This is a genomic window from Ruegeria sp. CE9, from assembly GCF_056537425.1.
In genome coordinates this window covers 177,126-190,501 of the sequence record NZ_JBQFRO010000004.1, presented here as the reverse complement: position 1 = coordinate 190,501, position 13,376 = coordinate 177,126, and the positions used below count along the sequence as shown (strand labels likewise).

Below are 13,376 nucleotides of genomic sequence, written 5' to 3'. Positions count from 1 at the left end.
CGCAGGGGAGTGTTAGTTGTTGATCAGACCAGCTTCTTTCGCGGCGGTGATATAGGCCGCTTCGATATCTGCCAGTGTGGTCTCGGCATCCTTGGCACCGGTCAGATAGTCCGCCAGACCATTGCCCAGTTCGGTGTGCATGATGCCCATCGGACCAGAGGACGGATAAGCACCCGCGCCGTTCTGAGCCGACGCCGCAGCACCAGCAGCCAGGTCGCCGGGTGTGTAGGCTGTGTTCAACCAAACGGCTGTGTCGTTATTGGCTGCAACCATTTCACCGTCGATCCCTTCCATCGCGACCTGGAATGCAGCTTCAGCCTCTTCGTCGCTGATGTTCGACGCCAGGACGATGCCGTCCCACCAGATGGTCGTAGCTGGTGCCGCCGAGCCCATGGGCGCTGCAGACATTGTGACCTTGCCTACAACTTGGCTTTCGGCCTCATCATTCATCGCAGCGGCGCGGCTGGCCCATAGGTTCGCCATAGCGATTTTGCCCTGCTGGAACTGCTGCTGAACATAGGTTGAATCCGAGACCAGGTATTCTGGGTCCATGAACTCGGTCATCGCTTTCATGGTCTCAAGCGCCGCAACACCTTGGGGGTTGTTGATCGCGGGCATGTTGCCGTCGGTAAAGAACGAGCCGCCTTCACCCAGGTACATGTTCACGAATTCCTGACCCAGGTTCCAACCGGTCTTGAACGTTCCACCGATTGGGTAGTCCATGACACCGGCTTCTTTGATCTTGGCCGCTGCAGCCAGAACATCGGCATAGGTCTTTGGCTCTTCAATGCCCAGCTCGGCAAGAACGTCGTCGCGATACATCATGTGCTGAGCGTTCACCATGAACGCGACCGCCATGGTCTGACCGTCAACTTTGATAAGCTGGTTCGGCAGCAAATTCTGGCCATATTTCTCGATCAGATCGTCCAGCGGGCGGATGGTGCCTGCGTTCAGCAACGGAATAATGGTCGCATTCGATACACCACCGATCTGGTAGAGTGCCGGGCTGGCCGCAAACGCTTCGGGCTGCTTTTCGCGGAATTCATTGTCCAGCGAAGCGCTGAAGTTACCGCATTCGGCCATCGCATCGGTGACCGCCTTCCAGGCTTCGAAACTGGCTGTTAGTGATTTGATATCGACTGTATTGTCATATGCACAGTCCGCCCAAGCGACGCTTGAGGCGATGGACATGGCGCCAGCCATGAGGATTGTCTTGAGTTTCATAAATGTCTCCCTGTCAGGATCGGTCCGTCGTCGACGTCCGGACCGGTGATTTGCCCGGTTGGGCGTGATGGGGTTAGCCCCCGATCCGCGCACCGCTTCCAGCTTCGAAGAGGTGACAGATTTCTTTTGGCACCGAGAACGAGACAGGCTCGCCGATTTCGGCGCGGAATGCTTTGTCAGCTTTGACGGAAACCAGCGCACCGCCGACCCGAACCGAGATCATGGTCGCGTCGCCCAACAGCTCCAGCGTATAAATTGGAGCAGTGATTTCGCCTTGACCTTCTGCAAGGCTGGCATCTTCGGCGCGGAACCCCAGGGTCATCGGACCGTCTGCGGCATCGACCGGGATCGCCACGTTTTCAGCGCGGAATACGCCGCCAGACACTTCGCCATCCATCAGGTTCATCGCAGGCGAGCCGATGAAGCTGGCAACAAATGTATTGGCAGGACGGTCATAGATTTCGGTCGGGCTGCCCACTTGCTGCACCACACCCTGTTTCATCACGACAACGCGGTCGGCCAGTGTCATCGCCTCGATCTGGTCATGGGTCACGTAGATCGTTGTCACCGCCAGTTCGTGGCTGAGGTTCTTGATCTGCGCCCTTGTCGAAACGCGCAGCTTGGCGTCAAGGTTCGACAGCGGCTCGTCCATCAGGAACACATTGGGTTCCCGAACGATTGCCCGCGCCAGCGCAACACGCTGCCGCTGACCACCCGACAATTCGGCGGGTTTGCGATGCAAGAAGTCATCCAGTTCAACCATTGCACTGGCACGACGAACCTTTTCGTCATGTGTCGATGGGTCGATGCCACGCACTTTCAGTGGGAAGCGGATATTCTCATAGACGTTCATATTGGGGTAGAGCGCGTAGCTCTGGAACACCATCGCAACGTCGCGATCCTTGGGTTCAAGGTCGTTGACCACTTTGCCATCGACGAGGATTTCGCCTTCGGTTACATCTTCAAGGCCTGCTATCATGCGCATTGTTGTGGTCTTGCCACAGCCCGAGGGGCCTAACAGCACCAGAAATTCGCGATCCGCAATGGTCAGATCAAAGTTATGGACCCCAATAAATGAGCCCCACCGCTTTCCGACGTTCCGTAACTGAATTTCCGCCATGGAGCCCCCTGCAAGGAATCACTATTTTGCATACGATTGCAAAACTGTAATTCGCATGTATCAAATCAGGCAAGACATTTTTGCATACGTATGCAAATATCTGGAAAAGCACCGACTCAAACCGGCCCTTCGCCAATCGTAAACAACTGACCACAATGGCAAATATCGTGACCTTCCAAGCAGAAAAAAAACTAATCGCCGCTTTCCATCAGGCCTTGGAGACAGCGGGCGAGCAAGAAATTCCAGATGTCATGAACCGATTCTGCGCGCCGGAATTGGAGTGGCACGGATTTCATCCCTTTAACAAAATCACCGGTGCCAAGCAGGTCGCGCAGGAATTCTGGCAACCGCTCAAAAACAGTCTGACTAGCTTGCACAATCGCACGGATATTCTGTTTGCCGGTAAGAATTCACTGTCTGAAGACGCCGATGTCTGGGTTGTGACCATGGGACATCTGATGGGTCTGTTTGACCACTCTTGGTTGGGGATTCGACCGACCGGGAAAATGTCCTTCCTGCGCTATAGCGCGTTCTACAAAATTGTTGATGGCAGAATAGTCGAGACTGCGATGTACTTCGACATTCCGCATCTGATGGTGCAGGCAGGGCAGAACCCGTTCCCTCCGCAGACCGCAGCGCATCTGGTGCAGCCCGGACCTGCGACCCATGATGGCCTTTTGTTCTACGACCAGCCCGAGGAAGCGAGCAGAAAGACGCTCGACCTTATCAACGCGATGATCGCAGACCTTGGGCAATGGAATAGCGGGCTGTCGCTTGAGGATGAACTGGCGCGAACTTGGCACAAGGATATGATCTGGTGGGGCCCGGAGGGGATTGGTGCGACCTACACGATTGAGCGATATGCCAAACAGCACTCTGGCCCGTTCCGCGCCGGGTTTACCGAACGCGCGAAGACAAAACATATCTGTCGTCTGGCCGAAGGACACTATGGAGGCTTCTTTGGCTGGCCCAATTTCACCGCAGTTCCGGCTGGAGGGTTCATGGGCATGCCAGCGACAGGTAAAGCCGGTGAATTCCGCGTGATCGATATCTATCGCCGCGAGGGCGACAAGCTGGCTGAAAACTGGATTTTCATCGACCTGCTGCATTTCTGGAAGGGGCAGGGCATCGATATCCTGGAACGTACCACAGGGATTGAAACCCTATGAGAATAGATGCGCATCATCACCTATGGGATCTTAGTGCCGTAGACTACCCATGGCTCAGCGAGAAAGGCATTGTCCGTTTTTTCGGCGATCCCGCTCCGATCCAGCGGGACTATTTACTGCCTGAATTTCGTGCTGATGCTGAGGCTCAAGGTTTTACCGCTTCGGTCCATATTCAGGTCGGTGCTGCCGACCCATGGGCCGAGGCGCAGTGGGTCCAGTCTGTGGTTGACAAATCCCCGGACTGGCCTCTGGTTCAGGTCGCTTTCTGCGACTTGACGGCGGGCAATCTGAGCGAAGAACTCGACCGGCTTCAGAGTTTGCCGTCCCTACGCGGGGTTCGTCAGATCATCGGCCGCGCTCCGGGTGAGGATGCCGCAACGGGCACTAACGCGTTGCTTGAGGACCCAAAATTCTTGTCTGGCCTCAGGCAGCTGGGCGAACGTGGCCTGTCTTTTGACCTTCAGCTCTTGCCCGAACTGATGGATCAAGCGGCGGGTGTTCTGGCGCAAGCAGCGAACACTCAGGTCGCGCTGTGTCACGCTGGATCTCCGCATGATCGAACGCCAGAAGGCCTGCAGAAATGGGCGGATGCCCTGAAGACGCTTTCGAACTTGCCGCACGTCCATTGCAAGCTCTCGGGTCTAGGAATGTTCGATCACGGCTGGAGTGCCGAAAGCGTCGCGCCAATCGTATCAACATGTCTGTCGCAGTTCGAAGCCAATCGCTGCATGTTTGGTTCGAATTTCCCTGTCGACAGCCTGAGTGCTACGTATGAAGAGACCGTCTTGCGGAATCTGGAACTTGTGCCGCTTCCCAGTCAGGACGATGTTTTCTACAATACGGCGAAACGGTTCTACCGTATTTAACGGCGACGTTTGGCGCGTAGTTTGACGCCCAAAGGCGGTGCATAAACATCTGTTATTAGCGGCTGCAGCAGCCTGACACCATTAGGTTAACCCGGCTTTATGAGCTGTATAGCTAGGCTTTCTCAGAGAACGGATCTGGCGGCGTGTTCAAGCGAAGATGACGCATGAAAGCGCGCGCAATTCTTGGAACCGGCCTCTGGTCTGATACCACAAAGTGACCACGATATCTCATCGGTGATTCAAACGGGATGAAGGTCAGGTCTGGTGAGCGATACATGTAGACCGGAAAGGGGTTGATGATTGCCAGCCCCAATCCTTCGCGCGCCATGTCGGCGGCGGCAAACGACGTTGAAACTTCGGCGACTATCTTTGGTTCAGCCCGCACCTGATGGAGCAAGCGGTCAAGCTGACCGCGCCTGCCGTGGCGATAGGTTAATGCGATCAAATCCTGCTCGTGCAGATCCAATGGAGAAAGTTTGCTGCGATTTGCCAGCGGATGCTCTGGCCGCATCACGCAGACAGCGGGGGATTCCCTGAAGGGAATTAGTTTTATACCTGCACGGCTTTGTTCAATGCCGGTTACCGCCAGATCAAAGCGATTTTCCAACACCCCAAGCGTCACCATATCTGACGTCGTCACCTCCAGATTGACAAAAAAACCGGGATTTCCCCGCAAAAAGCTTGCGATCAGTGAAACGATGTAACGGTGGGCATAGCTGGGCGGGGCGACAAGTCGCAGCGTCTCCTGCACGGTCTCACCCGGTCCGTCTATCCTGTCCAAGGCCTCGAACAACGGATCCAAACGCATATTGAGCCTTACAGCCTCCTGTGTCGGTCGTAACCTGCCCGCATCCCGCTCGAACAGGGTTTTGCCTAGCCGGGATTCCAAGCTGCCGACAGATCGGCTTACCGCAGACTGAGACAATCCGAGCTGCCGAGCGGCTGCCGCGGTCGTTCCGGCCTGCATGAGTGCACGCAACGCCTGATATTCCGGTAACGAGTGCCAATTGCGTGGTTTTTTGGGTTCCATGCACCCTCTCAAATTTGACTAGCTCTATGAGTAAAACTCATCGAATTTTTTTACAATCATGATGATACCTCCTGCTAACGTGTATCGAAATGATACTAGCTTGGGTGGCGCGAGGTTGAATACTTCCCCTTCTATCTTTGACGGACATAACGACGTTCTGTCGAAATTGTCGTCCTCAGGGGGCCTGCCTGAGGCTGGCCGCTTTCTAACCGGCCTCGATGGCGCGATTGATCTGGTCAAAGCCCAGCACGGTGGGTTCGGCGGTGGCTTCTTTGCGATCTGGGTTCCATCGCCAATGGATGCCGACGCAAAGATGGAAGAAATGGTTCAGCCGAGCTATGACCTCCCGCTTCCTGGTCCAATTGATGCCGAAGACGCGTTGCCTGCCGCTCTGAGCCAGATTGCAATATTGCTTGAGCTGGAACGGTTGGGTGCATTGAAGGTGGTTCGGTCTGTTGCCGATATCCGGGACTGTATTGCGCATGGTCGCATGGCTGCCATTTTCCATATTGAGGGCGCCGAAGCGATTGATGCTGATCTGCATTCACTTGATGTTTTCCATGCAGCAGGGTTGCGGTCACTAGGGCTCGTCTGGAGTCGGCCTAACATTTTTGGCCATGGTGTGCCGTTCAGATATCCATCCGGGACGGATACCGGGCCGGGGTTAACGGATCATGGGTTGCGACTTGTGCAGCGCTGCAACGCCCTGGGCATCATGCTTGATCTGTCTCACCTCAATGAAAAAGGGTTCTGGGACGTGGCGCGGCATTCCGATGCACCACTGGTGGCCACGCATTCAAATGCGCATGCGATATGCCCGCACGCCCGAAATCTGACGGATGACCAGCTGCGCACCATCGCGGAAAGCGATGGGATGGTTGGTCTGAACTTCGCAGCGGCGTTTTTGCGCGAAGATGGGCGGATGCTGTCCGACGTGCCGTTGACCCAAGTTCTACGGCACCTCGACCACATGATTGGGATAATAGGAGAGGACCGCGTAGGACTTGGATCAGATTATGACGGGGCAGTGGTTCCCGATGATGTGACTGACGTCTCGATGCTGCCCCGATTGAGAGATGCCATGGAAATCCATGGATATGGCGAAGAGCTCATCAAGAAGCTCTGCCACGAAAACTGGTTGCGTGTACTTGAGAAAACCTGGGGATCGTAACCGTTATTGAACAACTTGATGACAGAGAGGACAAAATGAACGCATTTAATAGATTGCTTACCGGTGCGGCGCTAGGGCTGGCGCTGGCCGTGACCTCGACTTCGGCGATGGCGGAAACGCCGCCGAACATGCTGGTGATTGCGAACCGTATTGACGACATTACAACACTGGATCCTGCTGAAAGTTTTGAATTTGCCGGGTCGGATGTCAGCCGGAATGTGTACCAAAAGCTCGTTAATTTTGATCCGCTGGAACTGGATGCGGGGTATCAGCCGGACGTTGCTGAAAGCTGGGATGTATCGGATGACGGTAAATCGATAACCTTCAAAATCAGAGAAGGGCTGACCTTTCATTCCGGTAACCCCGTGACTGCTGAGGATGTTCAGTTTTCGCTGCGCCGCGCGATCATTTTGAACAAAACTCCGGCATTTATCCTGACCCAGTTTGGCTTCACGCCGGAAAACGTCGAGCAAACGATTGTTGCCGATGGCAACACTCTGACGATCACGACAGACAAACCCTACGCGACATCCTTCGTTCTGAACTGCCTAACGGCCACGATCGGCGGTATCGTCGACAAGAAGACGGTGATGGAACACGACAAGGACGGGGATCTGGGGAACGAATGGCTCAAGACCAACACGGCGGGTTCCGGCGCTTACAGTTTGGTAAGCTGGAAGCCCAATGAAAGTGTGACCCTGCAGTCCAACCCCAATTTCTATCTGGGTGCCCCATCGATGGAGCGCGTCGTTGTCCGTCACGTTCAGGAAAGCGCCAGCCAGCGCTTGCTGTTGGAGCGTGGTGATATCGACGTTGCCCGCAACCTGAACCCCGAAGACGTTGCAGGTGTGTCATCGGTCGCTGGCGTCAAGATCGCGGACGAGCTGAAAGGCCGTCTGATGTATGTCTCGCTGAACCAGAAACACCCTGAGCTCAGCAAACCTCAGGTCCGCCAGGCTTTCAAATATCTGATCGACTATGAAGGGATGCGCGATAGTTTCCTGAAAGGTCAGTACACAATTCATCAGAATTTCCTGCCTCAAACCTATCTTGGCGCATCTGATGAGAATCCGTTCAGCTTCGATGTTGAAAAAGCCAAAGCGCTGCTGGATGAAGCCGGGGTAAGTGGGCTAGAAATCGAAGTCGGCGTGCGCGAAGCGCAGGAACGTATTGAGATCGCTCAGTCACTTCAAAATGCACTGGGTCAGGTTGGTATCACGATGAACATCACCGTTGGTACCGCGAAACAAATTCTGGCGCGCTATCGTGCACGGGAGTTGGACGTCTATCTTGGCGCATGGGGGCCGGATTATCCTGACCCGCAGACCAACGCAGGAACGTTTGCCTATAATCCGGACAACTCGGATGCGGCCAATGCGACCGGATTGTTGGCATGGCGGAATTCGTGGGATACCGGCGGATTGACGGAGAAAACGGCTGCAGCAGTGGTTGAGAACGACACTTTGAAGCGTGCAGATATGTACAAGGAAATCCAGGCCGAGTTCCGTGAGACATCACCATTTGTCGTGATGTTCCAGCAAATCGAACAATCGGCAATGCGCGAGAATGTGACGGATTTCTCAACCGGTCAGGCGATCACATCGGCGTCGTATTGGCAGGTGACCAAGTAAATGGCTCTGGCCGAAAGACCAACTGAGGGGCGCCGCGCGGCGCCTCTTATCCATTGGATCAAGAGTATCCTGAAAACTCTTGGCACCATTGCAATTACGATGCTCGGACTATTGTTCGTGACCTTTATCATCGGACGCGTCATGCCGATCGACCCGGTCTTGGCGATCGTGGGTGAACGCGCCTCGCAATCGACTTACGACGCAGTCTACCAGGAACTTGGTTTGGATAAGCCGCTGCTGGTGCAGTTCGGGTATTACCTTTGGGACGTTTTGCACGGAGACTTTGGAGACTCGCTGCTGAATGCGCGTCCGGTGTCAGAAGATATTGCACGCGTTTTTCCAGCGACGCTGGAACTGGCGACACTGGGTGTAATGATCGGCATCTTTCTAGGAGTTCCTTTGGGAGTGATTGCTGCCGTTAAGCGCGGGTCCTGGATCGACCAGATTGCGCGTGTCGTTGCCCTTGTTGGTTACTCAATGCCGATCTTTTGGCTGGGGCTCATGGGGCTTTTAGTCTTTTACGGCATTCTTGGCTGGGTCGGCGGGCCGGGTCGGCTGGATATTTTCTACGAAGATATTGTGCCTACGCGTACTGGGATGATCCTGGTCGACAGTGCCATCGCCCGAGACTGGAACGTCTTCCGCAATGCACTGTCACACATCATCCTGCCTGCCGCTTTGTTGGGATATTACTCACTGGCCTACATCAGCCGGATGACGCGATCCTTCATGTTGGAGCAGTTATCGGCGGAATATGTCATCACCGCTCGCGTCAAAGGCCTGTCAGAGCGACAGGTTATTTGGCGCCATGCCTTCAAGAATATTCGCGTGCAGCTCATTACAGTCATCGCACTAAGCTACGCCAATTTGCTGGAAGGGTCGGTTCTGACCGAGATCATCTTTAGCTGGCCGGGGATCGGTAGCTATATCACGACGGCTTTGCTGAGTGCTGATATGAATGCCGTTCTCGGAGGAACCGTTGTAGTTGGGCTGATTTTCATCTGCCTGAACATATTCTCCGACCTTCTCTACCGCTTCTTTGATCCGAGGTCGAAATGAGCGACATGACTTTGCGTCAGTGGCTGCTGACCGACGAACCCACATCGCGCCGCCATGCCAGATTGGCCAGCTTGTACAAAGGATGGCTGACCTTGCGATCAAACTCGATGGCGATGGTTGGGTTGGCGATCCTTGTTATCCTTGTTCTGACTGCAGTTTTTGCTCCGATCCTCGCACCACATGATCCCTTTGTTCAGGATCTGTCCAGCCGACTGCTTCCTCTCGGGTCCGAAGGACATTTGCTGGGAACTGATAGTCTGGGACGCGATCTTCTATCACGTCTGATCTATGGGGCACGGATCACCCTTTATATCGTTGCACTGGTCGCGATCATTGCGCCGATTGCTGGGCTGTTGGTTGGTACGGTTGCGGGGTATGCGGGGGGATGGACAGATGTGATCCTCATGCGGATCACCGATATATTTCTCGCCTTCCCACGGCTGGTTCTGGCCTTGGCTTTTGTTGCTGCACTCGGAGCAGGGATTGAAAACGCGGTTCTGGCAATCTCGCTAACAGCCTGGCCACCATACGCGCGCATGGCGCGGGCGGAAACACTTACGATCAGGTCGACCGACTATATCAACGCGATCCGCCTTCAAGGGGCCGGGCCACTGCGGATCATCACCCGACACATCTGGCCGCTTTGTATTTCATCACTGATCGTGCGGGTCACACTCGACATGGCCGGGATCATTCTGGCGGCAGCCGGTCTTGGGTTTCTGGGGCTGGGGGCGCAACCTCCGAGCCCCGAATGGGGGGCGATGATATCCGAAGGTCGAAGGTTCATCCTTGACCATTGGTGGGTTGCCACTGTGCCTGGGCTTGCAATTTTCACAGTTTCTCTGGCCTTCAACCTATTGGGCGATGGGCTGCGAGATGCTCTGGACCCAAAGGATGGTGGGCAATGAAGTTACTCGACATCGAAGACCTTTGGGTCCGCTTCCCAACCCGTCAGGGCGTGTTCGATGCTGTACGCGGTGTCTCGTTCTCATTGGGGCGTGAACGTCTGGGGATCGTGGGCGAAAGCGGGTCCGGGAAGTCGATGACGGGGCGGGCCATTCTGCGCCTGATCCGCAAACCGGGTATTGTCGAGGCAAACCACATCAATCTGGAAGGTCGCGACCTTTTGCAGTTTACAGAGCGCGAAATGCGCAGCGTGCGGGGCAAGCAGATTTCGATGGTCATGCAGGACCCAAAGTTTTCTTTGAATCCCGTGGTCACAGTTGGCGAGCAACTCATGGAGGCATACCTTCAGCACAATTCCGGCTCAAAACCGCGGGCCAAAAAGATGGCGATCGAGATGCTCGATAATGTCTCGATCCGTGATCCCGAACGGGTAATGCGGGCTTACCCGCATGAAGTGTCAGGTGGTATGGGGCAGCGTATCATGATTGCCATGATGCTGATCCCGAACCCCAAGATTCTGATCGCGGATGAGCCGACCTCGGCATTGGATGTCAGTGTCCAGCGTCAAGTGCTGAACATCATGGACGGATTGGTCAAAGAACGGGGGATGGGCCTGATTTTTATCAGTCATGACCTGAATCTGGTGTCCGAGTTTTGTGATCGTGTCCTCATTATGTACGCAGGCCGGATCGTTGAAGTCTGTGAAGCGGACAAGCTACATCAGGCGCAACATCCGTACACCCAAGGGCTGCTGAACTCGCTGCCGCGCCTTGACGAGAAGTGCTCGCATCTCAGTGTTCTCACCCGCGATCCCAATTGGTCACAAGCGCCGAGCGTGAGGGGGTGAAATGACCGCATTGGAGATCAACCACCTGAACGTATGGTTTGGTTACGCGCATGATCGCGTGGATGCGGTCAAGGATGCTAGTCTTAGCGTTAAGCAGGGTGAGAGTTTCGGATTGGTCGGCGAAAGCGGATCGGGAAAGTCGACCATATTGCGAGCCATAACCGGTCTGGCTTCGCAATGGTCAGGCACCATTCAAGTCGAAGGCGAGGCGCTTTCGGGGGCGAAGCGAAATCGAAATTTCTTCAGAACTGTGCAGATGGTTTTTCAGGATCCATACGCGTCGCTTCACCCACGCCACACAGTTGATCAGGTGCTAAGCGAAACACTGCATTTGCACGGGCTTGACCAGATCGACAAACGTGTAACTGGGCTGCTGAATGATGTTGGCCTTGGGCATCGGTTCAGGTTTCGTTACCCGCATCAGCTTTCGGGTGGTCAACGTCAGCGGGTGGCAATTGCACGCGCACTTGCAGGTGAGCCGGACATATTGCTGCTGGATGAACCGACCTCAGCCCTGGATGTCAGCGTTCAGGCTGAGGTGCTGAACTTGCTGACCGATCTGCGTGCGCAGAGAGGGTTAACCTATCTGATGGTCTCTCACGATTTGCCTGTCATTGCGCATATGTGTGACCAACTGGCGGTCATGCGGAACGGCGAGATCGTCGAAGTGATGTCGTCTGATACTCTCCGCGCGGGCAATCCCAAACACGCGTATTCGCAAGAACTTCTGATGGCTTCAGTCGCTACCCAATAGCAGGCCATACGGTGGTATGTGGTCGGCTCAGCGGCCGCTTGATTTCAGCGATGTCGCTATTCTACTCTTGGACTATTCCTAAACCGCAATTCCCATCAACCGTATTGCGAGTGGCGCCGTGGAGACCAAGCTTGTCACAACTATAATCGCCGACATATCGGACAGCACTCCGTTTTATGAAGAAATGGGGGACGATCAGGCGCAACAACTGATTCAATATGAAATCGACCGATTGCGTGAAGCCTTGCTTGGGTTTGGCGGAATTCCCGTGGGGCAAAAGGGTGACGACGTCTTAAGCTATTTTAGTGATTCTGAGGCCGCGATAGATACAGTGGTGGAGATGATCCAAAAGCCACCGGGTACGCTGCTGTCGGTCCATGCTGGCGTTCACCGAGGACCGGCCGTCGTAGGTGAGAATGGGATATTTGGCGAAACAGTTAATCTGACGGCGCGCTTGGCGGCAGCGGCCAATCCGGGCGAAGCGTGCGTGAGTGAAAGTGTCTTCAAAGACCTGAGTTCTGGGAGGCACCAGATGCTCACACCGATTGGATCTCTGCGCCTGAAAGGTGTCAGTGAACCTGTTAAAGCCTATTCAATCGTGGCCTCGACGGAGGGGTTGAGCACCGTGATGCAACTACCGACTCAAACGGCCAGCGGTGCGCAAGATGGGCATCAGAACGAAAACTTTGCTTTAATCCTCTATCATGATGATCAGACATGGCGATGCAGAGAAGGTGGCCAGCTGAAGATCGGCAGATCCAGTCAGTGCGATGTGATCCTGCCAGAGCCGTGGGTTTCGCGGCTGCATGCAGTTCTCAGCTTGAAGGGCGGAAAACTGATGCTGGCAGATCGCAGCTCGTCAGGGACTTACGTGCAATTCGAGAATGCACGCGAGATCCAGCTTAAGCGCGAAAACATTATGCTTGCTGATAGCGGTCTTATCTCGCCCGCGCTTCCTATATTGCACGCTGATGCGCGGCCTTTGGAGTTTGAAGTCGTCCGTCGATAGGCCCTATCGAAACCTTGGATTTTAGCTTCTGTGGCGAAAGTCTCAGAAAGAAACACATGATTGTGCTAGAATCGGCGCCAATTGTGGATTTCAACCAAGATTGGGAGGGAATGATGTTATTGAAATTTTCGGCAAACCAATGGCGTCGGGGCGTTCTGATCCTCGGGACGGCTTCACTGATGTTTGGAGCTAACGCGTCTGCACAGTCAGAGATGCCCAATGCTTGCCCGGTGGATGGGTGCGAAGTTCAGATCTCTTCGGTTGCCAAAGATGGCGACGAACTGATCGTGACATATGAATCGAATTTCACACCAGATGTATCGAAGAACCATTTCCACGCGTGGTGGGGCGAAAGCTATTCGGTCGAACAAGTCGGCAAGAATGCCCAAAGTGACTTCAATGTCGTTCAAGGCCGGTGGCACAGGCATGCTGATTACCCAAGCTATGTGACGAAGGAGGCGGCCTCTACCGCAGCGCGCGACGGTGGCACAACACTGTGCGTGACAGCTGCAGATAGGGATCACAACATACTGGATGCAACCAAGTATCATTGCGTGGATGTGCAAGAACACTTCTAAAGCGCAAAGACC

At 54.7% G+C, this 13,376-nt stretch carries 13 protein-coding genes; 10 read left to right on the top strand and 3 right to left on the bottom strand.

Features of this window, described 5'->3' with window-relative positions:
* Positions 1-12: 12 nt before the first annotated feature.
* Entirely contained in the window at positions 13-1,224 is a 1,212-nt protein-coding gene (locus ACR0B3_RS10265) for an ABC transporter substrate-binding protein (RefSeq protein ID WP_480808967.1), read from the bottom strand.
* Between the two features lie 73 nt (positions 1,225-1,297).
* Positions 1,298-2,344, bottom strand: a complete 1,047-nt coding sequence (locus ACR0B3_RS10260) for a sn-glycerol-3-phosphate ABC transporter ATP-binding protein UgpC (protein ID WP_170686296.1) — start codon at positions 2,342-2,344, stop codon at positions 1,298-1,300.
* A gap of 155 nt (positions 2,345-2,499) precedes the next feature.
* Between ACR0B3_RS10260 and ACR0B3_RS10255 the strand changes: the two genes are divergently transcribed.
* Both ACR0B3_RS10255 and ACR0B3_RS10250 read left to right on the top strand, forming a co-directional pair.
* Positions 2,500-3,513 (top strand): ester cyclase, encoded by a 1,014-nt coding sequence (locus ACR0B3_RS10255; protein ID WP_480808966.1) that lies wholly within the window; start codon positions 2,500-2,502, stop codon positions 3,511-3,513.
* A complete protein-coding gene (locus ACR0B3_RS10250) occupies positions 3,510-4,379 on the top strand; it encodes an amidohydrolase family protein (RefSeq protein ID WP_480808965.1) in 870 nt (289 codons plus the stop codon). Before ACR0B3_RS10255 ends, ACR0B3_RS10250 begins: the two co-directional genes overlap by 4 nt.
* Before the next feature lie 112 nt (positions 4,380-4,491).
* Here the strand turns inward: ACR0B3_RS10250 and ACR0B3_RS10245 are convergent, their stop codons facing one another.
* Entirely contained in the window at positions 4,492-5,409 is a 918-nt protein-coding gene (locus tag ACR0B3_RS10245; protein ID WP_170686293.1) for a LysR family transcriptional regulator, read from the bottom strand.
* Positions 5,410-5,524: 115 nt separating this feature from the next.
* On the opposite strand from ACR0B3_RS10245, the gene ACR0B3_RS10240 reads away from it, so the two are divergent.
* The 8 genes from ACR0B3_RS10240 to ACR0B3_RS10205 all read left to right on the top strand — a co-directional run bounded on the left by ACR0B3_RS10240 (position 5,525) and on the right by ACR0B3_RS10205 (position 13,364).
* Complete coding sequence (locus ACR0B3_RS10240) at positions 5,525-6,580, top strand: dipeptidase (RefSeq protein WP_480808964.1); 1,056 nt, start codon at positions 5,525-5,527, stop codon at positions 6,578-6,580.
* 35 nt (positions 6,581-6,615) lie between these two features.
* Positions 6,616-8,211, top strand: a complete 1,596-nt coding sequence (locus ACR0B3_RS10235) for an ABC transporter substrate-binding protein (protein WP_480808963.1) — start codon at positions 6,616-6,618, stop codon at positions 8,209-8,211.
* Positions 8,212-9,270, top strand: coding sequence for an ABC transporter permease (locus tag ACR0B3_RS10230; RefSeq protein ID WP_170686290.1), 1,059 nt, complete (start codon positions 8,212-8,214; stop codon positions 9,268-9,270). It abuts the gene before it with no gap.
* Entirely contained in the window at positions 9,267-10,178 is a 912-nt protein-coding gene (locus ACR0B3_RS10225) for an ABC transporter permease (protein ID WP_170723951.1), read from the top strand. The genes ACR0B3_RS10230 and ACR0B3_RS10225 overlap by 4 nt, the downstream gene beginning before the upstream one ends.
* Positions 10,175-11,023: an ABC transporter ATP-binding protein gene (locus tag ACR0B3_RS10220; protein WP_480808962.1), complete on the top strand. Its 849-nt coding sequence runs from the start codon at positions 10,175-10,177 to the stop codon at positions 11,021-11,023. The genes ACR0B3_RS10225 and ACR0B3_RS10220 overlap by 4 nt, the downstream gene beginning before the upstream one ends.
* Before the next feature lies 1 nt (position 11,024).
* Positions 11,025-11,777: an ABC transporter ATP-binding protein gene (locus tag ACR0B3_RS10215; RefSeq protein ID WP_480808961.1), complete on the top strand. Its 753-nt coding sequence runs from the start codon at positions 11,025-11,027 to the stop codon at positions 11,775-11,777.
* 118 nt (positions 11,778-11,895) lie between these two features.
* On the top strand, positions 11,896-12,786 hold the full coding sequence (locus ACR0B3_RS10210) for an adenylate/guanylate cyclase domain-containing protein (protein WP_480808960.1): 891 nt from the start codon (positions 11,896-11,898) through the stop codon (positions 12,784-12,786).
* 113 nt (positions 12,787-12,899) lie between these two features.
* Entirely contained in the window at positions 12,900-13,364 is a 465-nt protein-coding gene (locus ACR0B3_RS10205) for a hypothetical protein (protein ID WP_480808959.1), read from the top strand.
* The last annotated feature ends 12 nt before the right edge of the window (positions 13,365-13,376 follow it).

Coding starts and splice junctions, on each gene's coding strand:
- ACR0B3_RS10265 (WP_480808967.1), bottom strand. CDS start 1,224: ATGAAACTCAAGACAATCCTCATGGCTGGCGCCATGTCCATCGCCTCA.
- ACR0B3_RS10250 (WP_480808965.1), top strand. CDS start 3,510: ATGAGAATAGATGCGCATCATCACCTATGGGATCTTAGTGCCGTAGAC.
- ACR0B3_RS10215 (WP_480808961.1), top strand. CDS start 11,025: ATGACCGCATTGGAGATCAACCACCTGAACGTATGGTTTGGTTACGCG.
- ACR0B3_RS10225 (WP_170723951.1), top strand. CDS start 9,267: ATGAGCGACATGACTTTGCGTCAGTGGCTGCTGACCGACGAACCCACA.
- ACR0B3_RS10220 (WP_480808962.1), top strand. CDS start 10,175: ATGAAGTTACTCGACATCGAAGACCTTTGGGTCCGCTTCCCAACCCGT.
- ACR0B3_RS10235 (WP_480808963.1), top strand. CDS start 6,616: ATGAACGCATTTAATAGATTGCTTACCGGTGCGGCGCTAGGGCTGGCG.
- ACR0B3_RS10245 (WP_170686293.1), bottom strand. CDS start 5,409: ATGGAACCCAAAAAACCACGCAATTGGCACTCGTTACCGGAATATCAG.
- ACR0B3_RS10255 (WP_480808966.1), top strand. CDS start 2,500: ATGGCAAATATCGTGACCTTCCAAGCAGAAAAAAAACTAATCGCCGCT.
- ACR0B3_RS10260 (WP_170686296.1), bottom strand. CDS start 2,344: ATGGCGGAAATTCAGTTACGGAACGTCGGAAAGCGGTGGGGCTCATTT.
- ACR0B3_RS10205 (WP_480808959.1), top strand. CDS start 12,900: ATGTTATTGAAATTTTCGGCAAACCAATGGCGTCGGGGCGTTCTGATC.
- ACR0B3_RS10230 (WP_170686290.1), top strand. CDS start 8,212: ATGGCTCTGGCCGAAAGACCAACTGAGGGGCGCCGCGCGGCGCCTCTT.